The sequence below is a fragment of the Maribacter dokdonensis DSW-8 genome (assembly GCF_001447995.1).
Lineage (GTDB): Bacteria > Bacteroidota > Bacteroidia > Flavobacteriales > Flavobacteriaceae > Maribacter > Maribacter dokdonensis.
The window spans coordinates 12634-37275 of record NZ_LDPE01000001.1 but is presented as its reverse complement, the minus strand read 5'-3'; the positions used below and the strand labels follow the sequence as shown (position 1 = coordinate 37275).

The window sequence follows — 24642 nt, the reverse complement described above, 5'->3', positions numbered from 1 at the left end:
ATAGTTCTAAGCCTATAATTTTAAGTATAATTAAAACTTAAAAATATGGAAACGAAAAATAGAACCTTAGTAAATAGATTAGAAGAAATTTTAGAAAAGAACCGTGATGCCCAAAAGGGATACGCTAAAGCAGCTGAAAATGCAAAGGATCATAATTTAAAGGCATACTTTCAGAACAAATCTGGAGAACGAGGCACATTTAATCAAATTTTACATAAAGAGCTAGTGGCTAGTTATGATGAAATCGACAACGATGGTAGCTTTACCGGTACCTTGCATAGAGCTTGGATGGATGTAAAAGCATTCTTTTCTGGGGATAATGACGAATCTATGCTAGAAGAGGCAATCAGAGGAGACAAAGCTGCTGTAGAGGAATATGAAGAAGTATTGAATGAAAGCCAATTACCTTCTAACGTTGCATTGGTAATTAGAGAACAATTGGTAAAAATTAGAACCGATTTAAACAAAGTAAAATCAATGGAAGATTTAATTAGTTAGGTTTTTCTTTATGTCTAAAAGGGCAATGGTATCATCCGGTACTATTGCCCTTTTTTATTTATAGATATTTTATGAAGTCTTGTTTTCAGTGGTAATCTGACTTTTAGCTGTGTTAATTTCTTGTTCAGATGGTTCAGGAAGTTTTTGCTCAGCTGATAATTGTGGCTCAAAACTAAATTTGGTGTAAAAAGGAAAATGATCAGAGCCAATATCCGTACCTAAACTAATGTCTTTCACTCTAAAATCTGCCGATGAAAATATATGATCTAAAGGCCAGCGCATAATATAACTCCTGGCATTAAAGGTATTGAACAACCCCCTACCCTTTCTAGAATCCAGCAAACCACTTACTTTCTGGAATAATTCCGTGGTCTCGGACCATGCCACATCATTAAAATCACCCATTACAATTACAGGATACTTGGATTTTTTACTAAGTAGGGCAATTTTCATCATTTCTGCATCTCGATCTACAGATGATGGGTTATGCTGTGGAGTTGGCGGTGCCGGGTGAATAGCAAAAATTTGTATGGTATCCTTTGATGGTAATACCAATTTTGTATGAATGGAAGGTATGGTATCTTCAACCATATATTGTACACTAGGTTCAAAAAGTTCATATTTAGAAAACAATACCATGCCATACGTATTGTCTAAAGGCACTTCTACCTGGTATTCATATTGGTTTTGAAAACTCTCTTGAATTTTCTTTAACCATTTATGATCTATTTCAGTGAATAATAAAATATCCGCTTTTTTACTTTTGGAATCTTCAACAAGTAAATTTTTCTTCTCGTTCTCTTGCAATACATTAGCAGCATAGATAGAGAGGAATACCTTGGCATTTTCACTTGCCTCTTCAATTTCATATTTAGCCAATGGTGTATATATGTAAATCTTTCTAAGTTGAACCCCAATACAGATCAAAAGAATTAGAACAAAAATTTGATCAACTCTACTTTTTAATTCAAACCTAAAAAAGTAAGTCAAAAAAGCTAAAACAGTAAGCACTGTTAGTTGTAGGTGTGGAAAATCGAATATTCTAATTACCCAACTGTTTAGAGGAATATAAGGAAAAATGGTTAGGACGATGGCAAGAAGTCCGAAAGCTCGAAGAAATAGTTTAAATTTTGACATCTTTAGTTGGTAATCAATATTGTTGGTTTTTGGCTATTTATGGATAAGTTACGCCAATTAACCACGTGATATTGATACAATCAGATTAATTTTTAAAACATCATAATACTTTATAAATGAAATCAACAATAGCATTAGCCAATAGATTTAGAGAAATAATCCTCAATGGAACTTGGGTAGCAAATACTAATTATAAAGACCAATTAGAAAATTTGGATTGGAAAATTGCTGTATCAAAAATTGATTCTCACAATACTATTGCACTATTAGCTCAACACGTACATTACTTCGTTTACGGAATCAAAAATGTATTTATTGGTGGAAATCTTGAAATAAGAGACAAACATAGTTTTGATTTTCCTGAAATAAAGTCAAAAAGTGAATGGAAGTCTTTCTTAAGCGAATTCTGGGAAGATTCAGAACATCTAGCAAAATTAATAGCGCAATTACCTGAAGAAAAATTAAATCAAGAATTTGTGGATGTCAAATACGGAACCTATAAAAGAAATATTGATGGATTAATTGAACACAGTTACTATCATCTTGGACAAATTGTATTGATAAAGAAAATAATAGTAGCAAAGCAAGGCATAAAAAACAAACTCTAAACTTAGAAAATAGAATACTTACACTACAAAGCACTACTAATTATATAGGTACCGCATAACTGTGTTTTATAACTCCAATAACAAAAGTACTATGCGCACTCCCAATATTCTTTACCGACCCTAACTCGTTAATCACAAAAGATTGATAGTGTTTCATATCCTCTACCATAATTTTTAATAAAAAATCATAGTCGCCCGAGATATTGTAACACTCTACCACTTCTTTAAGGGAAACAATATCTTTCACAAACTTATTTCCTATTTCTTTAGTGTGCTCCTTTAAGGTGATGTTACAGAATACAGTTAGTTGCTTACCAACTTTTTCAGCATTTACAATAGCTGTATACTTTTCAATTAGACCTTCCTTTTCAAACCTTCTAATCCTTTCATAAACAGGTGTAGGAGATAAATTTACTCGTGCTGCAATTTCTTTAGTTGTCAATTTAGCATTGTTCTGAAGTATTCTGAGCAACTTCAAATCAATGATATCCAGATTTTCTAAAGAATAATTATCTGTTTTTTTCATTTTCACAATATTCAAAAGATAAAATTGCTACAATAATACAATAAAAAGATAAATCATCTAACTTTTATCATTTACTAAATTAATTCATCTTTTAATTTCAATTTTGTAAGACATAAAAACTACAAATTATCTTTAGATGAAATCGGTCGTATTAAAAAATTCAGAGGTCAACAAAAAGAAAGCAATTGAACACTCGCATAAAACCATTAATAATGATGTTGTATTCCAAATAAAGCGTACTTATTTCAACGAAAATTATATTCCGTCCAATAGTACTCGTACAACAACCAACTTTGCCAACTTGGCAAGAGGAGAAAATCGTCAAAAGAACTTACGTAGCACTATTCAAATGATCAACAATCGTTTCAATAGCTTAGCAAAATGGGATAACCCCAATTATGATAGATATTCCCTTGATTTAGAAATTATCTCGGTAGATATAGATATTGATGCCAGTGGAAAAACATTTCCATCAATAGAAGTATTGAGAACATATATTAACGACCATAAAACAGGTAAACGCATTGAAGGTATTGTTGGGAATAATTTTTCTTCTTATGTGCGAGATTATGATTTTAGCATTTTACTCTCTGAACATAATAAGGGCAAAAACAACAATGGCATTCCAGATAATTTTGGTGAATTACACGGCAATATATTTAAGTGCTTTGTAAACTCTGAAACCTATAAAAAACACTTTTCAAAACCTCCTGTGATATGCTTAAGTGTATCAAGCAACAAAACATATCATCGTACTGGAAATAACCACCCCATATTAGGTTTTGAATACGAAGGCAATACGTCTTCATTAACAGAAGAATATTTTGACAAAATGGGATTAAAGGTTCGTTATTTTATGCCACCTAACAGCGTTGCCCCATTGGCTTTTTACTTCTTTGGCGACCTATTATCAGATTACACGAACCTTGAATTAATTAGTACTATAAGTACAATGGAAACCTTTCAAAAGATCTATAGGCCTGAAATTTATAACGCTAATGCTGATGCAGGACTTTGTTATAATCCAAGTTTACATAATCAAGACCACTCTTTAACAAATATTGCATACGACAGAGAAGAGCGAACTAGGTTAGGAATAGAGCAAGGTAAATTTGCCGAAGAGCATTTTATAAAGCCTTATAAAAACATCCTAGAACAATGGTCTGCTAACTTCACTATTTAATTATTTTATTATGAAAAATGTATTACCGACATCCACTGTTGGAAGTTTACCCAAACCTGCTTGGCTTGCGCCACCCGAAAAACTTTGGTCACCATGGAAACTAGAGGGTGATGAACTTATTGAAGGGAAACAAGATGCTTTACGCGTCTCTCTGCATGAACAACAACTGGCAGGGATTGACATTATCAGTGATGGTGAGCAAACTCGCCAACATTTTGTAACTACTTTTATTGAGCATTTAAGTGGTGTAGATTTTAAAAATCGTAAAACGGTAAAAATTCGTAACCGTTATGATGCAAGTGTCCCTGTTGTTGTAGATGAAGTTACACGTCAAAAAGCAGTTTTTGTTGATGATGCCAAATTTCTACGTAAACAGACCCTTAAACGTATAAAATGGGCTTTACCGGGACCAATGACAATGGTAGACACCTTGTACGATGACCATTACAAAAGTAGAGAAAAATTGGCTTGGGAATTTGCGAAAGCACTCAACCAAGAAGCAAAAGAACTTCAAGATGCAGGGGTAGATATTATACAGTTTGATGAACCAGCATTCAATGTTTTCTTTGATGATGTAAATGATTGGGGAATGGCAACATTAGAAAGGGCTATTGAAGGTTTAAATTGCGAAACCGCAATACATATTTGCTACGGTTACGGAATAAAAGCGAACAATGATTGGAAAAAGACATTGGGTTCAGAGTGGCGACAGTACGAAGAAATTTTCCCTAAAATTCAAAAGTCCAATATTGATATGGTTTCTTTGGAATGCCATAACTCACACGTACCTTTTCATCTAATGGAACTAATTCATGGTAAAAAAATAATGGTAGGTGCCATTGATGTGGCAACCAATACTATTGAAACACCAGAGGAAGTAGCTGATACACTGCGCAAAGCTCTTGAATTTGTGGCTATAGAAAACCTATATCCTAGCACAAACTGCGGTATGGCACCGCTTTCTAGAAATGTAGCACTAGGTAAGTTAAGTGCTTTAAGTGCGGGAGCTGAAATTATACGCAATGAAGTTGGCTTTTAATTGGAAAATAGTATTCATTTATCGCTTAATTTTACCTTATGAAAGTCAAAATAGATACCTAAAACCTAATTGACTCATTACAAATTACTTATGGATATATTTATTCTTTATTATTTAGCTGCTGGTGCTTTTGCCGGTCTTTTAGCAGGCTTGTTTGGTATTGGCGGAGGCATGATAATTGTACCCGCTTTAATATACATTTTTAAAGCACAAGGTGTTCCTAGTGCTGCACTTACGCATGTGGGTATAGGTACATCTCTTGCCACTATAATTGTCACATCAATTAGTTCACTCCGCGCACACAATAGTAAAGGTGCCGTAAATTGGAACGTATGGAAACGCATGGCACCAGGATTGGTAATTGGTTCCTTGACCGGGGCTGCAGTTGCCTCCGTTATTCATGGCGACTCCCTTCAGGTAATTATTGGTGTAGGTGCTTTTTTGGTAGGGTTAAAAATGTTGTTCATGAAAAATAAATCACTACAAGAAAATGACTTTAGCAAACTACCCTCACCTATTGGTCAAACCGGATTAGGTGGTTTTATAGGTGCTATTTCTGCTATTTTTGGTATTGGCGGTGGGTCATTAACCGTTCCCATATTAAGCTATTATGGTTTAAAAATTCAGCATGCGGTTGGTACATCTGCCGCATGTGGCTTACCTATTGCTTGTGCTGGAGCAATAGGATTTCTAGTTTTTGGTCAATTTATTGACCCCAATGTAAAACAAGATTTACCAAATGGCGTATTAGGGTTTGTACACATGTATGCGTTTATATGTGTGAGTTTTGCTAGCTTTTTCACTGCACAAATAGGCGCAAAACTTGCGCACAAATTACCTGGGGCAACACTGAAAAAAGCATTCGCCGTTTTATTGTTAATTGTTGGGGTTAGACTAATTCTAAATTCTGATGTAATTTAATTCCCATGGGGAACCCTTTTTCTTGGCATATTTAGCCGTAACAGTTATCTCAAGAAAATATTTCAACATACCAATAACAGAAAATTCGATGTATTTGTAATAGAGAAATACATTATCAATGACCATAATGAACCAAACATAGTTTTAAAAACAACACTCGGTAGCGATAAAATATAAACTTAAGAATTAATTGATTTTAACTGTAGCGTTCATATTGCTTAGTACACTCACCACACTTTTAATGGCCAAAAAACTTGTTTTTGGGTTATTTGGGCTTGGTTTATTCTCGGTACGCGTATAAATTTTACCAAAACCACCTTCACAAGTAATCTCATGCATATTACTACTAGCATTGGGATCGGCAACAATCTCAATCATTAAGTTTTCACATTTAGATGCAAAATATAAACTTGCCGCGACATTAATATTTTTAGGAAATTCTTTTACCGCCTCACTTACCTTACCCTTCCAAATAGTTTGGCTAGTTTCTATTGAAGCCAAATCGATACTTGAGTTTTCAAAAAATGGAGCCCCTTCTAAACTTTTAGGATGTTTTGTTGTCTTTAACCCTATCGAGGTAATTTCATCATTTACAGCTTTAATGGCATCAAGACCTGCAATGGCACCAACGGGTAATATAACCTCGCATTTTTTCAATTGTGACAAAGCCATTTTATTTTCATAAAGTCCGCCTGTACTAATTACAATTAACTTCTTACCAGACTGATCTATTTCTGGAAATTTTAATAATTGAGTAACCACATCTTTTGTAGCACATTCAATAATAATATCAACATCGTTAATTAAATCTGCTGTAATTTCTTTTACAAATTGAACAGGATATTCTTTAAAACCACAAGTTTCTTTTGCAATCTCTTTACGTGCAACTATATATTTTAATTCGAAACTAGAATTTGCACAGATCCAATCTGCCAGATATTTACCTATGTTTCCAAAACCTATTAGGGCTATTTTCATATGCTTGATTTAATTGTAAAATGTATTATTCAGTTATTTGAAAACCTTTTAAACGTCTTTATATAACGACTATAGTGATAAATCCCAAACCATTGGTAAAACAATATAGACCACTACAGTTAGTATAAGTATAGATATAATATTTAACCAAAAGCCTTTTTTAACCATATCCTGCATTTCAAGATAACCAGAACCAAAAACTACAGCATTGGGCGGTGTAGCCACAGGTAACATAAATGCACAAGATGCTGCCAAGGTTGCTGCTATCATTAAGTAATAAGGATGCACCCCTAAAACTGGCGCTAAGGATACCAGAACGGGCAAAAGAATTGCAGTGGTTGCTATGTTAGAAGTTATCTCTGTCATGAAATTTACTATTGAAATCAAGATCATTAGCAATAGAAAAAATGGTAAAACTTGCAAGGCAGATAACTTACTACCTATCCAAAGAGCCAATCCGCTCGTATCAAAGCCCAAAGCCAATGTTAATCCCCCACCAAATAGTAATAATATTCCCCAAGGTAGTTTAACGGCATCTTGCCAATCCATTAGTCTTTTACCTTTCTCACGAGTGGGTAAAAGAAATAGAATTACCACTGTCATCATTGCTATTATCGTATCGTCCATCTTAGGTATAAAGCGTTGCAACAAAAATGAACGAGCAATCCACGCAAAAGCGGTCACGGCAAATACCACTAATACAGATTTCTCTTCATAACCCATTTTTCCCAAAGCTTTTAATCGCGCTGAAATTTCAGAACGCCCCCCAGGGAAATCTTTTTGTTTAAAAGTAAAAGCAAATCTGGTTAAGTAATACCAGCATAAGAAAAGTAGAATAATTGCGATAGGAAAACCTAACACAAACCATTCTGAAAATGTAATTTCCTTACCAAAGGTAGTTTGCACAACTCCCGCCAATACCAAATTTGTAGGTGTACCGATCAATGTAGCAATACCACCAATAGATGCACTATAGGCAATAGCTAGCATCAGTGCTTTACCAAAGATTTTATTCTCATCTTTTTCAGTATCTGGGTTATCATTTAATTGATATACAATTGCCATGGCAATTGGTAAAATGATTACCGCTGCAGCGGTGTTAGAAATCCACATGGACAGAAATGCCGTTGCGAGCATAAAACCAAGTATGATATTGATAACGTTGGTACCAATAAGGTTGATAATTGTCAGTGCAATTCTCCTATGAAGGTTCCATTTTTCAATGGCTATGGCTAAAATAAATCCGCCCATATACAAGAAGATATATTTATGACCATAAGAAGTTGCCGTCTCGGTTAAACTTAAACCACCTGTTAACGGGAAAAGTATTAAGGGTAATAATGCAGTTACATAAATAGGGATTGCTTCCGTTACCCACCATATAGCTACCCAAGCCACAGAGGCTAAAACAGCATTTGCCTCTTTTGATAAATCCTCTGGATGAAATAAAAATAAAATTAAAAAGAAAACTAATGGTCCTAAAACACGACCGATATTCTGCTTAGAAAATTGCATATTATTTTTTTAAAATATAGTTCACACCTGCATCTGAATGAATCTTTGTAGTATTAAATACAGCGATATCCACATCTTCCGGAAAAATCATTAAAGGAAATTCGGTACACCCTAAAACCACTCCATCGGCACCTTGCTCTTTGGCATTTTTAATGACTTCCATAACGTAATCTTTTGAAGATGGCACAATGTTGCCATAAGTAAGTTCCTCAATTATTATTCTATGTAACTCGTCTATCACCTTTTGATCTTCAGGCACCAATACTTCTATACCATTATCTTCAATTCTTTTAGTGATAAAGGTTTCTTCCATACTATATTTTGTACCTAAGAACAGTACTCTTTTCACCTTTCTTTTATGAATCTCTTTAGCGGTAGCATCGGCTATATGAATAATTGGGAAATCAAGTTCCTGCTGAACCAAATCATATACCTTATGCGGTGTATTGGCGCAAAAAAGTACCGATTTTGCTCCTCCTCTATGTAAACTATTAGCAGCATTAACGAGCATATGAGCAATGGAGTCCCATTTGTTTTCTATTTGAAAACGATGAACCTCAGCCTGATTAAGTGTGTAAACCAACAATGGTGGATTGGTATTATTGCCATAATGATCATTCACAGACTGATTGATCATGCTATAATATTCTATGGTGGAATGCCAAGAAGTACCACCAATTAATCCTAATGTATTCATTTTAGTAGCTACCTTTTCTTTCATATCCGTTTTTATTACAACTTCTTTGTTTGCCTCTTTACACGACGTAAATAGTAATAGCAGTAAGCAGCAATATTGATATATTCTTTTATTCATGTATTTTAATTTTATCTCCAATTGATGCTTTTATAATTAATTACCTTTTCCAAGTAATGCTATCCACTGGTCTTTATAACCCAAATTTCGCACTCCGTTAGAGTGTGCCCGCTTACCCTTAGGTACATCCAGATCAAAACCATAAATATGATCTTCTGGTATGTTCATGGCTTTATAGGTTTTTTCAATAGTCTGCGCCATAGGTTCTTTTTTATGAAACGTTCCATAATAGCGGTCTACAGGAGTAACACTGGCAGTAGAATACCAATTTGCGATTTCATTTTTAGCGGAATAATCCCACCCACCAGAAAAATCGATTACTCTAGCTACCAAATTTGTTTTTGCGATAAAGGCAGACATACCACCACCTTGAGATTGACCTGCCAAAGCTATTTCGCTCCATTTAGGCGAACCATTTTCTAAAAAACGGCTCCAATTACCTTGCTTATCATTTTCCGATAAATACATTAAAAGCTTGGTCAGCCTATTGACTATGGCATCGTAAGATGCATCTTCAATAAGGGGAAATTCCGTATTACCATATACTCTCCAATTTCTAAAATCTGCTGCGCAGTTTGCATTTGCTTCTAGGTTTTCACCTTTACAAATTCTTGCAATGGCTGGGGTATTTATGTATGACATATTAATTACAGCATACCCTTGTTCAATTGCAGTAGCGAACAAATTCTTAGGTCCTTTTAACGCAATACCATTGGTGCCTGGAATAAAAAGTAACAATTTGCCCTGTTCATTAGAAGGATTATAAGCTATAAAATGAGGGGTATCGGCTTTAGTTATTCTACTATCAGTTTCAGATGGTTTAATTTTCAAGACCACTTGTGGTTTTGGAAAAAGAATACTGTCTTGAGCATTGGCATACACAAAACATAATAGCGTTAAAACGGGTAATAAGATTTTAGTCTTCATAATAATTGTATGCTTTTATATTGTCTGTTGTGTTAACTCATTCCATTTATCAATAAAACCTGTACATGCAGCCACCATTTTTGAAATACGCTCTTCCCCTCTTTCTACCGTAGCTTGCTTAGGATTTAATTCTCCCCAAACTCCGGTTTTTGTCATTTCTATGGTAGATGTTTTTTTACCCGTTTCTTCTGCTTTCAATGCTTCGGATAGAAATAACAACTTAGCAGTAGGTTCCTCTTTAATAACTTCTGGAAGCATTTTCTCCAGGTGTTTTGGTAGTTTCATTCCTGGATCGGTAGCTCTTTCAATTTCTACCAAACTGGGCATTAAATACAAACTATCACATGTTTCACTAACACCCGCATGCCTATCTAACGAAGTGGTATTTTTGGTATTTTCTGGTTTAAGAAAAGGAGATACGGCTACACTAAAATCTACCGCAACAGCTGCCGTTTTTTGATTAATTTGATCTACGAGAAAAGTGGTGATGGCTCTATTACCACCATGTGAGTTCATAAATATAAATCTTTTAAAGCCGTTTTGCACCAAACTTTCAACCGTTTCCATATGCACTCTGACAATGGTCTCTGCACTTAAAGAAATTGTACCCGGAAAAGCCATATGGTATGGAGACTGACCAGCCATTAATACAGGCGCAACCAATACCTCTCGCTCTTGGGCAATAAGCTTGCAAAGTTCTACACCGTTTATAAAATCTGTACCAATAGGCAAATGGCTAGAATGTTGCTCTAAAGCACCAATAGGTATAATAACCATATCTGATTGTTCCAAAAAGCTTTCTACCTCTGGCACCGTCATATGTGGTAAGTAATTTTTAATCTTAGCCTCTTTCCATAACGGATTGGTTTGTGCTGCTGCCATTATATAGTTTTATTAATGCTTATCGATTATTGATTTTTTAAATATATTTCTATTGAATAGTAATGGTCTCTAAATGAACCGGCACTATAACTTTAGTTGCTGGCGAAACTGCTTTTACTTCATCAATAAATGGCATTACCTTTTTCTGAATTGGGTCTTCTTGCGAAGAACCGTATGGTACTCTAAAATTATCCCAATGTGAAGGAATTACTGTCTTTGGATATCCGGTTAGCTCTAACAGCCTTTCTGTATATTTATATATTTCCAATCGAGAAAGATTAATTCCCGGTATCAATACATCAGGCTTTAATCCTGCTACTTCTCGCTCTATAAAATTCATTGAACCCGAGGTAAGTATTTTGTGAGCATCTATTCGTAACAAAAACATAAGAGAACCACCTTCTATAAATTCCTCAACCGTTAAAGGTATTTTTAGTTCCTCTGGGTCCGAATATACTTTTGAATCAAAATAACGCTTATCTCCTAATGCCGAATGAATAGAAGGTATTACCCTAACTGAAAAATTATCGAATTGATAGTCTTCACCACCTTTAACCGTAATCAATTGTTTTTCTGGGATACCATATGCCTTTAAAATAGTAGCCGTAGTTTCGGTACCAATAACCACTGCACCGGTCTTTTTAGCGATATAAGGCACATCTGCTAAGTGATCCGTATGTGAATGATGCACTAAAATATAATCTGCCTTGGTAATAATTTTATTTATGGCTACAGTATCGGATTCGTAAACATCACCACCGCTATAAATTTTACGATTATCACCTTCTGCATAAAAACGAGGATTACCTTTTAGTTTAAGCCTAGATATATAAGGGTCTACCAAAATAGTGAGACTATCATTTGAAATTTCCCACCCTGCAACGCCAAGATATTTTAAATTATGTTCTTGCCCACAAACAAAATGTACACCTGAACACAAGCAGAAAAACAATAAAACTATTACTTTTCGTGAATTAGAAGTATTCTTCATATGGTTCTATAAGTTCTTGTTATTAATCTCTGGTAGGTTTAAAATCTGCCGCAATCCATAACGGTTCACTTTCATAGTAATTACCATTGGTTAGTACAGATGAAACAGTTCTAATATTATCTATATTCTCTAGAGGATTTTCATCAAGAATAGCTATATCTGCTTGTTTACCCACTTCTATGCTTCCGGTAACATCATCATAGCCCATTGCTTTTGCAGGAATAATCGTTGCCATCTTTATTGCATCTAAAGGAGTAAGATTACCATATTTCACATAAGATTCCATTTCAAGAAATAATCCGAATCCTGGAGCAAAATTGTCTGTTCCTGCAACCACAGGAATACCGGCTTTGTAGAATTTACCAATCACCTCTGCAGATTTAATGATATTCTGCTTTAGTTTTTTAGCACGCTCTTCACCAGCCCCAGCTCTAAATCTTTTACTCTCGAAAAGTTCGTAAGCCATTCTGCCTGCATCTGGCTCAATAGTTTCCATTACTCGTCCTTTTGGTAAGGTACGTACCACACCTAGCCCTAATGTAACATCTAAAACGGTACCATGCTTTAAGTAAAATGCAATGGCATCATTAACCATTTCATCCGTCACCTCATTATCCACCATAAAAAATGGACCTAAATCTGATACTTTTTTATCTGTGAATAAAGCTGCTAAAATTCTATTGTAGTGACTAAGCATATCCATACCACTTTCAACAGCTACACGAGCATCATCAACCAAGGCAGGCACATGCCCCGTTACTGTCATCCCAACTTTATGTGCCTCTTCTGCCAATACTTTTAAAATTTCCGGTTCTATGGATGTGTAAATTTTAATTTGCTCATACCCATTATCATGGTACAACTTAACCACCTCTTTTGCCTCTTCAGCTGAGCGTGCCCTAATTATTCCGTTACCTTTAATACCAGGTCCATCTGTCATTCCGGCTAAAAGTATATCTGGACCAGTTGCCCCATCTTTTGCAATAGCATCCCTAAAAGCAGTGGCAAACTCCAACTCATTACCATTGTCGCGTATGGTAGTAACCCCACCAGCTAAATATGCCGGTGCCCATTGCACTTGATTAGAATGTGCATGCATATCCCACATACCAGGTATTAAAGTTTTACCAGATACATCTATTACTTTGGCATTTTCAGGAATAGTAATTTCGGGGGAACTACCTATTTGCTTTATTTTTCCATTTTCAATGATTATGGTCATGTTTTTCTGTACATCATCTTGTACACCATCAACTACATTACCCCCAACTAAAGCCGTAATTTCCGATTCCTCTCCTTTTAATGCTGTAGTGTAATCTGTAAGTTGAGCCATTTGCTCTTCAACATTGCCTTTAATAAAAAGTGATTTGGCTTCTTCGTAGCCTTCTTTAATCAACTCTCTAATCTGGGTATTAGCCTTTACTACAGCTACCAAGTTCTTTGACTTATCTAACCAAATAGTTCTGCCGCCCCAGTTGATACCTTCCACAACGTACCGATCCAAGGCTACATCTTCACCCTTGATTTTCACGATATCCTCTCCTTTATGGGTAAGAGAAACTTCTCCTCTAGGCAGGGTTGGTATTGAAGAGGCATTATGCTGTTTGAAATAATAATGATATAGCATCATTTCAATTCCTGCCGGTATATTACTATTGACTAAAAAGAATGCATCTTTTTTATCACTAACAACAACATCAAAATGTTTTTCCCAAACCGATACTTTGTCTCCCTGTATCTCCATTTTAATGATATTGGTGGTATCATTATTAGAAATACGACGACTGAAATACGATATAGGCTCTAAATCTGTAGTCAAAAATAGTTTAGACTCTACTCCACTAATTCTCCCCCTTTCATTCTCCCCTTGTATAGAAGTAACCGTAATGGTGTCTTTAGTAGATGTTATGGAGTAAGACTCTTTCCCTATTTGTGATTGTCTTCGATATACCAAAAACACACCTTCATCATTAAAATTTTGCCATTCTGAAGTTTCTGAAGAGCATGCGGACAAGAGTACTAGAAAAGTACACTTTAAAAGATTTTTCAAATTCATATCATTATGCTGGTTACTATATTTAATGTCTGTTCAAGATTGTTATTTAAGGAAATTTTGGAGTAAACCTATTGAAGTAATATCGGTTTATTTCGTCTGAGTTACTTTCAATGATGTCCAGTTTACCATCTCCATTTAGGTCAAAAACCGTAATATCGTAAGTGTTAAAGTTTTCATTTGCCAATTGTACGCGCTCCCAATTTTTACCGTCACCAGAGTTTATGAATACCACATTAGGCTTTTGAACATTAGCTATGATAATATCCATATCGCCATCATTATCTAAATCACCTAAAGAAATGGCGTACGACTTATCAAGACTGGAATCAAATTCCATTTTACGCTGATAGCTTTGTTTTTTATCCCCGAAATAAATAACATTTGGCTCACCTATATTTGCCGTAACAATATCTAAAAACCCATCTTTATCAATATCTGAAATTGCTACAGAACGTGTAATATCCTTACCTGTTCCGTATGGAATTTTCTTGGTGAACTTTAAATTACCCTCATTTAAATACACCATATTTGGTTGGTCATCTCTATTCGCCAAAATCAAATCAAGGTTACCATCACCGTTCATATCGGCAACTTCAACATCTATGGTAGAATCTTCCTTATTTCCAAAACCGATGGATTTAGAAAAAGTTCCGTCACCGTTATTTAGGCAAATTTCATTTTCTTTTCCCCTATTGGTAATTAAAATGTCATTATCTCCGTCTTGATCAATATCGGCTACCACTATATTTCTAGTTGGTGCATATGCTACACCAAAACTAGATGCTCTTTCAAAGTTTCCCTTTCCATCATTAATGAAGATATAGTTAGGTGCCATATCATTACCGACGGCAATATCTAAATCACCATCACCATCAAAATCGGCAAGTTCAGTAGAATAGGTAGTTTCACTTTCAAAGCCAAGTTCTTTTGAAACTGTAAATACACCTCTTCCGTTATTTACAAATACCCTGTTTTGCCCTGGCCAGTGACGCCCGTTAGCCACCAAAATATCGGCATCGCCATCGTTATCTATATCACCGACACCTACGGAGGCCGTTCTTTCTTTATGTGTACCCAATATTAGTCTACCACTGGTAAAAAACTCAATTGATTGGGCATTAACCGTGGTTATTAAAAAAGAAAAGATTATTATAAGTTTAATTTTCATTGTTATCTATTGAAAGTGTTTAATACCCATTTTGTTGTAAAGCTCATCCGCATAAAAAATAGTACCTCCTTTTATGGTCCACTCTACCCTTCTAACATCACTAATATTTTCTACCGGATTACCATCAATAAGAATTAGGTCTGCATTTTTACCAACCTCTATGGAACCCAAATAGTCTGACGTACCCGTAATTTTTGCCGAATTAATGGTCGCCATTTTTAATACTTCTGCTGCAGGTATACCCGCTGATTCATACAATTCTAATTCTCTATGGTATAAGAAGCCTGGTAAACCATCCGTACCCGGTACTATTGAAATACCTTTCTGGTACATATCATTTAATCCATTTAGCATATTCATGTAACTTTCCTTAAACAAAGCTGCTTTATCACCTTCTTTTGGAAGTCCGCCACTATAAAAAGCCCGCTGCTCAATCAGTGGTAATCTCTTCATGATTTTACTATACGTTGGGCTAGGCACTCCCTTTTTGGAAGTAAACATATTTTCAAAAAGAGATATCGTAGGATCAATAACAATATCCTTGGATTTTAATAAAGACACAAAATCCAGATACTCCTTAGATTTTAAATCCACATCCGCTCCATGGTTAGCTACCATAGTAAATCTTAAAGGAGTACGTGTATCAATAGTATCTGACATGAAATTTAAAAACAACATATTCATATGCTGAATTTCATTATACCCTTGTTCTATTGCTTGAGTTGCCGTCATATACGCCGGTATATGTCCACTTACACGCATATTTAGTTCATGTGCTTTGGCTGCCAAAGGTTTAACCCATTCTGGTCTAATAGAACTATATAACTTAATTTGATCGTAATTTAAATCTTTATACGATTGAATTTCCGCCAAACCTTCCTCCAAGTTATCAACTACGTTTCTTTGATTTGCAAAGGGTCCGGAACCGTCTATTATTCCACAAAAGATGACAATATTGGGACCTATAATTTCATTGTTATCAAACTGGGCACTTAACTGCTTTAATTGCTTATTATTAGCCATATCCCTAACAGAGGTAATACCACCTGCCAAGTGTAGCAGCCCCCTAAATTTGGTATTATGGGTATGCATGTCAAACATACCAGGTAATAGTGTTTTACCCGTACCATCTATTACCTGCGCAGTTCCATTTAAAACTTTTCCTTTGGATGGCTTTATGGATTTAATCTTTTTGCCCTCAATAAATACATCTTGATTATCAACAACAGTACCTTCAGGTGTAAAGACATTTACATTTTTGATAATTACCTTATCTATATTATTGGAAAGCTCTTTTGCAATTTTGAATAGATATTCATCTTCATATGTACCCTGTAGGCTTTGTAGTTCTTTTCTAAACGCTTTAAAATCTTCCCTAACGATATGCAGATTACCAGAAATACTAGCAACCATTTCATTATTCTTCATCCAGAGATATCTAGGAATCATTTCTAGCCCTTTGATCATTAATAGATTTAATGAAGTACTATCTGAAAGCGTTATTGAATACTGATCTACCAACTCTACTTCCCCTTCTGGATAAAGGGCAACTTTACTATTCTCAGATGCAGTTAAAAGCTGTGCTATAATTTCATAAACCGCAGGTGACCCATCATGTCTAAAGTAAAGTGCCTTACCATTAAAATCGGCTTTATCTTCACTCATAGGATTTTTCCAAGAAGCAGTACGGTCTACACCACTAAAATTTTCTGAAATGGAATCTTTTAAATAGTTAACACCGGTAATAGATTCCGAAATGATGTAGTTGTCGCTATTCAGTTTTATCTCCTCAGTAACTTCTGGTCCACGTCCTCTATCCGTATAGGTATAAAAATATTTAAAGCTATTATCCGCTGTTTCCCATTTTTCATATTTACCGGCAAGTTTTTCACGAAACACAACATCGTAATTCGTTTTTTCACCACTTTCATTTTCCGATTTTGGAGCGTCTGAACAACTCACAAAACCTAAACATAATAGCGCAAAATATAATTGGTTTTTCATACTCTTGGTTAGAATTTATTATCTCTAATTTTATGGACAATTATTGATTATGGTTTTAAGGTCTCTTTGTAGAGTCTTAACCAGTTTAGCCCTAGTATTTTTTCGATATCTCCTGTGCTATACCCTCTTTTATTTAAAACTTTGGCTACTTCCAAATACCTACTTGTTTTGTCAAGTTCAGGAATCCATGGTGGCCATTGAACTTTGTAAGATGGTTTAAAACGGGTTAGTCTTGGCACATACCAATTTTCTCTTGTTGCGCCATTGGCTTCTAGACCTTCTATAGGATAATCAATTGCCAAACCAACATGGTCAATACCACCAATTTTAACTGCGTGGTCAATATGATCTACATAAGTTTCTAAGGTAGTATCCGTACCAAGGTTTGGACCAATCATGTACCCCAAACAAATAATACCCATTACACCTCCCTTGTCTGCCATGGCCTTGATCTGTTCATCTCTCTTGGCCCTTGGATGATTTTTGTGCAAAGCCTCGCACATGGAATGGTTTATGGATACCGGTGCTTTACTATGGGCTATACCTTCATTGGTAGTCTGTTCTCCACAATGGGATAAATCTACTATAATACCCAACTCGTTCATGCGATTTACGACCTCTACGCCAAAATCCGATAAGCCACAATTGGTACGTTCAGTACTACCATCACCTATATAATTTCGTTCATTATAGGTTAATTGCATCCAACGCATACCAGCATCATACAACGTATCAACATTTTTAATGGATTTCCCAAGCATTGTTGCATTCTGAAAACCCAACATAACGGCAACCTTATCTTCCTTTTTGGCTTTATAATAATCCTCTACACTCGTAGCCAAAATAAGTTTATCAGAGTTATTTTTTATAATATTTTGCCACTTGGTCAAGTTTTCCATTCCCCGGTTAAAATCACCTGATACTACAGAAGCATTAAAGCCCGTATATCCAGTTTTTGCAAGAGCTTTAAACGACTCTTCATTCCAATTTCTGACAATGACTAATCCGTCATTTACAATAGCCTTTTTATATAATTTTTCAACTCCCTTTTCCCCTATATTGTATAATAACTGCTTATTAAATTCTGAATTTGGATCAGTATCTATAGATTCTAAAATAGTATTTAACGAATAAGCAGCTTGACCAGGAAAGAATGCTCCTAACGAAAGTAATTTCGATAGATTTCTACGTTGTGTGTTCATATGTATTTCGAGTTTTAATGAAAAGAAATCCTATATTTTTAAGATAATAGAGTACACATTGAGAGAACCAATGCAGCCTCTCAATGTGTTTAACAACCAATAAATCAGTCCTAAATATTAATACCCCGGATTCTGTTCTATATTAGGGTTAACATCTGTTTCATCCTGTGGTATAGGCATAATAACCGTATCAGCACCATAAGGAATAGTACAAGTCTGAGCAGTACAGTTGGTTCTAACAATATCCATTTGATTACGCATTAGATCCCACAAACGTTGTCCTTCAAAGGCTAATTCCAATCTTCTTTCTAAAAATATTGCATCCTTAAGGGCATCACCAGTATCTGCATTATCTGGCTCATCCGCTATTGCACGTTGGCGTACCATATCTAAATCATCTTGTGCTCCTGCTATATCCGTACCAATTTCAGCTCTAGCCTCGGCACGTATTAAATACATTTCAGCAAGTCTTACAACTTTCACATTGTCAAACCCATTGATATCCGCATACTTAATCATTCTATATGGCGCAAATTCCCCGGTCAATAAAGGGTCAACCTCAAACGTGCTCAAACGTGCATCATTCTCCGGATAAAGATCAACGACATCATTAGAAGGCAGATAATCTCCAAAACCCGCCTGTAGATAAAGACCTGCAATACCGTTGCCACCAACATTATCTGTTTCGGTCATTGATATTTCAAAAATTGACTCGGCACTATTATCCGTAGTCCATAAATCATAATAGTTATCGTTAGAAATTAAACTGTAATCTCCAGAATCTATAACACTACTTGCCATAGCTTCTGCATTGTTCCAGTCTTCTTTAAATAGATAAACCTTTGCCAATAAAGCCCTTGTTGCATTAGGGGATAATGTATTTGAATTGCCACTTCTGGAACTATCGCTCATTAAAGAGATTCCTGTTGTCATATCAGAAATAATTTGTTCGTACACTTCTGCTACGGTACTTCTAGCTGGTTCATTGTCCAAATCAAAATTTAATACGATGGGTACACCTAAATGGCTAGCATCTGCCGTATAATTGTATTGTTGGGCAAACATGCGTACCAAATCAAAATATATTAAACCTCTTAATGCATAAGCCTCACCAACAATGTGATTTTGCTCATCTAAAACAGCATCGGCCAAAATTGTTTCAGAATTTATAATGGCATTTGCTGCATTAATACCTTCATAGGCACTACCCCATAAGGCCAATGCCTGACCATCTGATACTCTTTGAATATGCTCGGCATAATCTACAATTCTATTGGCCTGACTATTTTGCTTAACGTCATCTGCCAAAACATCCGGTATCATAATCATGTAGCGCCCGTAGTATTCTGCTCCGGAAAGTTTATTATATATACCTGTAATAGACGATTCATAACCATCAAGGTCCAAAAGGGCTTCAGTATCCGAAACAGATTGTTGCGGAGTCAATTCTAAAAATGAGTCTGAACATGAGAATACCAGTCCAGTCATTATCGTTAATATGAATATTTTATATGTTTTCATGTGTGTCATCATTTAAAGTTGAATATCTAAACCAATGGAAATAGTTTTTACTGCAGGTGTTTGACCTGTGTAACTACCATTAATACCTTGTTCTGGATCAATGTAAAGGATATCCTCTTTTACAAAAGTTAGGATATTTGTTCCCCTAGCATACAATCTCATTGAATTCAAGCCTAATAGCGAAGTAATATCTTCGTTAAAATTATAGGCAACCGTTAAATCCCTTAAACGAATATAACTACCGTCATACAACCATCTAGTTTGGTTAGCTTCATTACTACCGTTACGGCCACCCCAAACAAACTGAGGCACTAAAGCATCTGTTGAACCAGGCTGCCATCTATTATCATAAATAAAATCTGCAGTACTTCTTGGTGTAAGCCTACCGTCACCTAATGTACCTCTTGCCCTGGAATCAAAAATATAGTTACCGTAAGAATAGATAAAGTTGGCACTAAGGCTAAAGTCTTTATAGGAAACCATGGTGTTGAATCCACCAAAAAACTCAGGTGTAGCGGATTTGTCATCCAAAAAACGCTCTGCCTCACTAATGTCATTGGTTATGGTAGTTTTTGATGCATCTGTATACCATTGCGGATCACCATTTTCTTGGTTTACACCTGCCCAACTATACAAATAGAAAGATTGAAAATCCTCACCTTCTTGTCTTCTATAAGCACCATCAGTAAAATCATCTGTTAGTTCGGTAATTTCATTCTTTAAGAAGGTGGTATTAAAACCAACATTCCAATTAAAATCATCATTACTAATGATATCTGCATTCATTGAAATTTCAAAACCTGTGTTTTTCATTTCACCAAAGTTTTGGGTCAATGAAGAAAAACCAGAAGTTAAAGTAATCGGTACATTTAGAATAAGGTCTGAAGAAGTACGCTCAAAATACTCAACCGTACCACTAATTTTAGAAAATAGCCCGAAATCTACACCAACATTAAAATTCTGTTGACTTTCCCAAGTAAGATCAGGATTTGCAATTTGACTTGGACTACCACCAGGATTACCATCATAATCTTGACCATAAACATAAAGACCTTGTGATGGAAAATCTCCAATAGCAGCATTACCCGTAACACCCCAAGAACTTCTTACTTTTAATAAATTAAGAAAAGAAACATCTTCTAAAAAAGCTTCGTTACTAGCAACCCAGCTACCACCAAAAGAATAAAAAGTACCCCATCTATTATCTGCACCAAATCTAGAAGAACCATCTCGTCTTAAACTTGCAGAAAGAAAATATTTGCCGTCGTAGTTATAGTTTGCTCTAGAAAAAGCAGAAACAAAAGTGTATTCAGATTTTGAACCACTAATAGCAAATTCTGCCGATGCACTATTTAAAGTTCTTAAACTTTGGTTAGGAAATTGAGTTCCAGATGCACTAGAAGATTCACTAACAGTTTCCTGCGCTTCAAAACCACCTAAAACATTGAAGTTATGGTTATTGCCTAAGCTAAAATTATAATCTGCAGTCTGTGTACCCACAAAGGTTCTAAGAGAAGTATTTGCTTCGTAACCAATACCACCGGAGTTTCTACCGCCGCCATATCTAGGGTTTTGATATTGAGATTCCGTCAATGTCAGTAAATCGAAATTTAACTGCGAACGCAATGTCAAATTCTTGACCGGTTTAATAGAAACCGCAAAATTATCTATCACCCTAAACTGCTTATTTTCCCATAAATCATCTCCACTTAGAGCACCAACCGGGTTGGCACCTCCTAAAGGAAAATAATCCGCATGCTCTCCATTAAATCTGCCTTCCTCATCATAGATTGGAATTAATGGTGATAACTCTAACGAGTTTTTAAAAGGGTTATTAAAAGAACCACCATCAAAGAAAGTATTCGTTGTACTGTTAGATACAGAAATATTATTTGAAACCGTTAAGTAATCGGTTGCCTTAAACTCTATATTACTACGGGCACTTAATCTATTAAAGCCAGATCCAATAATATAGTTTTCTTGATCATAGTAAGCTCCAGAGAAAAAGTATTTTAAATTTTCTGTTCCCCCGCTAGCACTAAGATCATAACTTTGGGTAATTCCTGTTCTAGTTATGGCATCTAACCAATTGGTATCTGTAGGCTCACCGGTTGAAGGATCTATTAATTGTTGAAAAGTAGCATCAAATCTTGCTTGCGCTTCTTCAGGGGTGTCACCTAAATTTACATAGCCTTCAAGAAAAAGTTCTGTGTACTCTGCAGCATTCAATGGCTTTAAAATATTATTGTAAGCCTGTGAGTTAAAACCCGTTAGTGTTTTTAAGGTAATTTTTGCTTTACCGGAACTACCGGATTTTGTGGTAATCAAAATAACACCATTGGCACCTCTAGAACCATATATTGCCGTGGAGGCAGCATCCTTTAAAACTGAAATGGATGCAATATCATTTGGGTTGATCGATGCCATAACGTTGGTACTACTACCACCATTATCAATGGTACCAATACTACCATTTTGCACTGGGATTCCGTCAATAACATATAACGGTTCACTTGAAGCAGATATAGAACCTATACCTCTAATACGTACTTGGGTATTTCCTCCTGGAGCACCATCTACCGCACTTGCTTGTAAACCTGCTGTACTACCTCTTAATGTTTGCTCAAATGTTGAAACAGGTACTTGCTCTAACTCTTCGCTTCTAACAACACCTACAGAACCCGTAATAGATTCTTTAGTGGAGGTACCATAAGCTACAACCACTACTTCATCTAAAGAAGCCACATCTTCTTGGAGTATCACATTCACTACCGATCTGTTATCGATAGCTACTTCTTTGGTCAGCATACCTATATAAGAGAAAACCAGTGCAGTACCATCTGTAACATCAATAGCATAGTTACCATCAAAATCTGATTGAGTTCCAATCGTGGTACCTTTAATTAATACATTTACACCTGGTAATGGTTGGCCAGTAGCATCAGTAACATTTCCTGTTATTGTAGTTTGAACGACAGCATCAAATTCTAAAGAATTTTTTGGGGAGCTAGGGGGCATTTTTTTGACAATAACTTGATTGCCAATAATCTTATAAGTTAAATCGGTATTGGAAAAAGCTTTATCCAAAACGATTTTCATTGGGGCATCTTTCAATTTTACCGATATTTTCTTATCAGTTTTGATTACATTATCCTTGTAAAAAAAGACATAATCACTAGTATTCTGTATTTTTTCGAAAAATGCTTCCACAGATATATTGTTAACGTCTACCTGTATTTTGTTTTGTGCAAATACTGAGTTAGCGTAAACTGATGAAAGTCCTATTCCGATAAATAGTAGAAATATTCTCATAATCGTTAGAATTCCGACTGGTATGATATTTTTCATATTTTTGTGTTGGTTATTTAATGTTGCTGCAAAACAGCAATATTGAAATTAATTGCCGGAAGATGCGGGAACATCTTCTGGCTTTTTTAATAATTGCTACTTCAAAAAAAAATAATATGTTTTCAGTTCATTGGCGTTAGGTGTTACTTGATTAATATTTTATTTTCTGTTTTAACGTATTCCATATTGGTACTTTCCTTAATACTATGTATTACGGAATTGATGTCTTCATTTAAATCTAGGTAACCAGAAAAAGTCTCTTTGGCCAGGTTTTCGTTTTCTATGACAATATCAATGTTGTAATATCGAGAAATACGTTTCATAATATATTGAAGGTCATTATTCTTGAATATTAGTACACCTTCCTTCCAAGAAAAATAATTATCAACATTTACCTTCTCAGAAACAATACTTTTATTCTCTTTATCAAAACTTGCCTTTGTACCAGGAGTAATCTTCATTTTATCTGAATGAGAAGAGGCATTCTTAATATTCTTGAAGCTTATTTGAACACTACCACTTTTAAGAATAGTATTGGTTTCGGTTTCATCTGGATAATTGGTGACACCAAATACAGTTCCTAAGACCTCTACTACTTGGTGGTCAGAAATTACATGAAAAGGTTTGCTTTTATTATGGGTTACCTCAAAGATTGCTTCACCCTCAATGTAAACTTCTCTTTTGTCACCATTAAAAGCTATTGGGTAGACCAATTTTGAACCTGAATTAAGCCATACTTTAGTTCCATCGGAAAGTATTAGATTAGAACGTTTACCGTAAGGCACCCAAAGGGTATTGAATACAGCTTTTTTGTTTTTGGTCGCTTTTTGATTCACTACCTCATTTGCACCAATAGTTACATTCTCTCCAGAATCAGAATAGTTGATCGATGCCACATCCTCTTTAATTTTTAAACTATTGCCTTCACCCAACGTAAGTACCACTTCACCTTCTTTATGATTTTCATTTTCAGAAGAAGTAGAGTTTACAAAATCGGTAATGGAGCTTGATGTATTAGAAGTGTTGTAAAAATAAAATGTAAGACCTATGCAACCTGCCAAACACGCAGCTGCCAAGCCAGAAAACCAAAAGTTTCTTTTTCTAGTTTTCTTTTTATGTATTGTATTAAAAATCCTATTTTTCAAAGCTGAAGTCTCTTCTTCAGTCATAGATGAAAAATTGATATTTTTAGGATTCATTTTTTCCATAGTTAGGTATTGATTTTATGATTTAGGTTTAAATAAACCTTATCAAGGTACTCGTAAACAATAAGTAAGAAATTGTAATTATATAGACAGTTTTCTAAAGAAAATTATTAGAATAA

The 24642-nt window shown here is 35.2% G+C and carries 20 protein-coding genes; 5 read left to right on the top strand and 15 right to left on the bottom strand.

Translation table 11 applies throughout. From position 1 onward, the window contains the following. Window positions 1-45: 45 nt before the first annotated feature. A complete protein-coding gene (locus I600_RS00165; protein WP_058102503.1) occupies window positions 46-498 on the top strand; it encodes a ferritin-like domain-containing protein in 453 nt (150 codons plus the stop codon). Window positions 499-567: 69 nt separating this feature from the next. Here I600_RS00165 and I600_RS00160 read toward each other — a convergent pair whose 3' ends face one another. Beyond that, window positions 568-1635: an endonuclease/exonuclease/phosphatase family protein gene (locus tag I600_RS00160; RefSeq protein WP_058102502.1), complete on the bottom strand. Its 1068-nt coding sequence runs from the start codon at window positions 1633-1635 to the stop codon at window positions 568-570. A gap of 116 nt (window positions 1636-1751) precedes the next feature. Between I600_RS00160 and I600_RS00155 the strand changes: the two genes are divergently transcribed. After that, window positions 1752-2243, top strand: coding sequence for a DUF1572 family protein (locus I600_RS00155; RefSeq protein WP_058102501.1), 492 nt, complete (start codon window positions 1752-1754; stop codon window positions 2241-2243). A 40-nt stretch (window positions 2244-2283) separates the two neighbouring features. Here I600_RS00155 and I600_RS00150 read toward each other — a convergent pair whose 3' ends face one another. Continuing rightward, window positions 2284-2769 (bottom strand): Lrp/AsnC family transcriptional regulator, encoded by a 486-nt coding sequence (locus tag I600_RS00150; protein ID WP_058102500.1) that lies wholly within the window; start codon window positions 2767-2769, stop codon window positions 2284-2286. A gap of 136 nt (window positions 2770-2905) precedes the next feature. Between I600_RS00150 and I600_RS00145 the strand changes: the two genes are divergently transcribed. The 3 genes from I600_RS00145 to I600_RS00135 all read left to right on the top strand — a co-directional run bounded on the left by I600_RS00145 (window position 2906) and on the right by I600_RS00135 (window position 5912). Beyond that, a complete protein-coding gene (locus tag I600_RS00145; protein WP_082642858.1) occupies window positions 2906-3952 on the top strand; it encodes a DUF1852 domain-containing protein in 1047 nt (348 codons plus the stop codon). Between the two features lie 10 nt (window positions 3953-3962). Beyond that, window positions 3963-4991 (top strand): methionine synthase, encoded by a 1029-nt coding sequence (locus I600_RS00140; protein ID WP_058102499.1) that lies wholly within the window; start codon window positions 3963-3965, stop codon window positions 4989-4991. Window positions 4992-5081: 90 nt separating this feature from the next. Then, window positions 5082-5912, top strand: a complete 831-nt coding sequence (locus tag I600_RS00135) for a sulfite exporter TauE/SafE family protein (RefSeq protein ID WP_058102498.1) — start codon at window positions 5082-5084, stop codon at window positions 5910-5912. A gap of 186 nt (window positions 5913-6098) precedes the next feature. On the opposite strand, the gene I600_RS00130 is transcribed toward I600_RS00135, so the two are convergent. The 13 genes from I600_RS00130 to I600_RS00070 form a co-directional block, all read right to left on the bottom strand. After that, window positions 6099-6890, bottom strand: a complete 792-nt coding sequence (locus tag I600_RS00130; protein ID WP_058102497.1) for an aspartate dehydrogenase domain-containing protein — start codon at window positions 6888-6890, stop codon at window positions 6099-6101. A gap of 69 nt (window positions 6891-6959) precedes the next feature. Next, entirely contained in the window at window positions 6960-8405 is a 1446-nt protein-coding gene (locus I600_RS00125; RefSeq protein WP_058102496.1) for an SLC13 family permease, read from the bottom strand. A 1-nt stretch (window position 8406) separates the two neighbouring features. Next, a complete protein-coding gene (locus I600_RS00120) occupies window positions 8407-9219 on the bottom strand; it encodes an aspartate/glutamate racemase family protein (protein WP_082642857.1) in 813 nt (270 codons plus the stop codon). Between the two features lie 36 nt (window positions 9220-9255). Further along, window positions 9256-10146, bottom strand: a complete 891-nt coding sequence (locus I600_RS00115) for a BPSS1187 family protein (RefSeq protein ID WP_157490817.1) — start codon at window positions 10144-10146, stop codon at window positions 9256-9258. A 15-nt stretch (window positions 10147-10161) separates the two neighbouring features. Next, a complete protein-coding gene (locus I600_RS00110) occupies window positions 10162-11028 on the bottom strand; it encodes a creatininase family protein (RefSeq protein ID WP_058102493.1) in 867 nt (288 codons plus the stop codon). 49 nt (window positions 11029-11077) lie between these two features. Then, window positions 11078-12019, bottom strand: a complete 942-nt coding sequence (locus I600_RS00105) for an MBL fold metallo-hydrolase (protein ID WP_082642856.1) — start codon at window positions 12017-12019, stop codon at window positions 11078-11080. Window positions 12020-12041: 22 nt separating this feature from the next. Next, window positions 12042-14075, bottom strand: coding sequence for an amidohydrolase family protein (locus I600_RS00100; protein ID WP_058102491.1), 2034 nt, complete (start codon window positions 14073-14075; stop codon window positions 12042-12044). A gap of 46 nt (window positions 14076-14121) precedes the next feature. Beyond that, window positions 14122-15243, bottom strand: coding sequence for an FG-GAP repeat domain-containing protein (locus I600_RS00095; RefSeq protein ID WP_058102490.1), 1122 nt, complete (start codon window positions 15241-15243; stop codon window positions 14122-14124). A 6-nt stretch (window positions 15244-15249) separates the two neighbouring features. Then, a complete protein-coding gene (locus I600_RS00090; RefSeq protein WP_058102489.1) occupies window positions 15250-17247 on the bottom strand; it encodes an amidohydrolase family protein in 1998 nt (665 codons plus the stop codon). Between the two features lie 47 nt (window positions 17248-17294). Beyond that, the gene (locus tag I600_RS00085) at window positions 17295-18449 is read right to left on the bottom strand and encodes a dipeptidase (protein WP_058102488.1); all 1155 of its coding nucleotides are present in this window, start codon (window positions 18447-18449) and stop codon (window positions 17295-17297) included. A gap of 117 nt (window positions 18450-18566) precedes the next feature. Continuing rightward, window positions 18567-19970, bottom strand: a complete 1404-nt coding sequence (locus I600_RS00080; RefSeq protein ID WP_167342495.1) for a RagB/SusD family nutrient uptake outer membrane protein — start codon at window positions 19968-19970, stop codon at window positions 18567-18569. A 12-nt stretch (window positions 19971-19982) separates the two neighbouring features. Beyond that, on the bottom strand, window positions 19983-23282 hold the full coding sequence (locus tag I600_RS00075; RefSeq protein ID WP_167342493.1) for a TonB-dependent receptor: 3300 nt from the start codon (window positions 23280-23282) through the stop codon (window positions 19983-19985). 179 nt (window positions 23283-23461) lie between these two features. Next, entirely contained in the window at window positions 23462-24517 is a 1056-nt protein-coding gene (locus tag I600_RS00070) for a FecR family protein (RefSeq protein ID WP_167342491.1), read from the bottom strand. Between the last annotated feature and the right edge of the window lie 125 nt (window positions 24518-24642).

Excerpts from the sequence above, each read along its gene's own strand:
- I600_RS00135 (WP_058102498.1), top strand. The coding sequence starts at position 5,082 with ATGGATATATTTATTCTTTATTATTTAGCTGCTGGTGCTTTTGCCGGT.
- I600_RS00145 (WP_082642858.1), top strand. The coding sequence starts at position 2,906 with ATGAAATCGGTCGTATTAAAAAATTCAGAGGTCAACAAAAAGAAAGCA.
- I600_RS00125 (WP_058102496.1), bottom strand. The coding sequence starts at position 8,405 with ATGCAATTTTCTAAGCAGAATATCGGTCGTGTTTTAGGACCATTAGTT.
- I600_RS00105 (WP_082642856.1), bottom strand. The coding sequence starts at position 12,019 with ATGAAGAATACTTCTAATTCACGAAAAGTAATAGTTTTATTGTTTTTC.
- I600_RS00080 (WP_167342495.1), bottom strand. The coding sequence starts at position 19,970 with ATGAAAACATATAAAATATTCATATTAACGATAATGACTGGACTGGTA.
- I600_RS00115 (WP_157490817.1), bottom strand. The coding sequence starts at position 10,146 with ATGAAGACTAAAATCTTATTACCCGTTTTAACGCTATTATGTTTTGTG.
- I600_RS00100 (WP_058102491.1), bottom strand. The coding sequence starts at position 14,075 with ATGAATTTGAAAAATCTTTTAAAGTGTACTTTTCTAGTACTCTTGTCC.
- I600_RS00130 (WP_058102497.1), bottom strand. The coding sequence starts at position 6,890 with ATGAAAATAGCCCTAATAGGTTTTGGAAACATAGGTAAATATCTGGCA.
- I600_RS00090 (WP_058102489.1), bottom strand. The coding sequence starts at position 17,247 with ATGAAAAACCAATTATATTTTGCGCTATTATGTTTAGGTTTTGTGAGT.
- I600_RS00070 (WP_167342491.1), bottom strand. The coding sequence starts at position 24,517 with ATGAATCCTAAAAATATCAATTTTTCATCTATGACTGAAGAAGAGACT.
- I600_RS00155 (WP_058102501.1), top strand. The coding sequence starts at position 1,752 with ATGAAATCAACAATAGCATTAGCCAATAGATTTAGAGAAATAATCCTC.
- I600_RS00160 (WP_058102502.1), bottom strand. The coding sequence starts at position 1,635 with ATGTCAAAATTTAAACTATTTCTTCGAGCTTTCGGACTTCTTGCCATC.
- I600_RS00120 (WP_082642857.1), bottom strand. The coding sequence starts at position 9,219 with ATGAATAAAAGAATATATCAATATTGCTGCTTACTGCTATTACTATTT.
- I600_RS00075 (WP_167342493.1), bottom strand. The coding sequence starts at position 23,282 with ATGAGAATATTTCTACTATTTATCGGAATAGGACTTTCATCAGTTTAC.
- I600_RS00150 (WP_058102500.1), bottom strand. The coding sequence starts at position 2,769 with ATGAAAAAAACAGATAATTATTCTTTAGAAAATCTGGATATCATTGAT.
- I600_RS00165 (WP_058102503.1), top strand. The coding sequence starts at position 46 with ATGGAAACGAAAAATAGAACCTTAGTAAATAGATTAGAAGAAATTTTA.
- I600_RS00110 (WP_058102493.1), bottom strand. The coding sequence starts at position 11,028 with ATGGCAGCAGCACAAACCAATCCGTTATGGAAAGAGGCTAAGATTAAA.
- I600_RS00085 (WP_058102488.1), bottom strand. The coding sequence starts at position 18,449 with ATGAACACACAACGTAGAAATCTATCGAAATTACTTTCGTTAGGAGCA.
- I600_RS00095 (WP_058102490.1), bottom strand. The coding sequence starts at position 15,243 with ATGAAAATTAAACTTATAATAATCTTTTCTTTTTTAATAACCACGGTT.
- I600_RS00140 (WP_058102499.1), top strand. The coding sequence starts at position 3,963 with ATGAAAAATGTATTACCGACATCCACTGTTGGAAGTTTACCCAAACCT.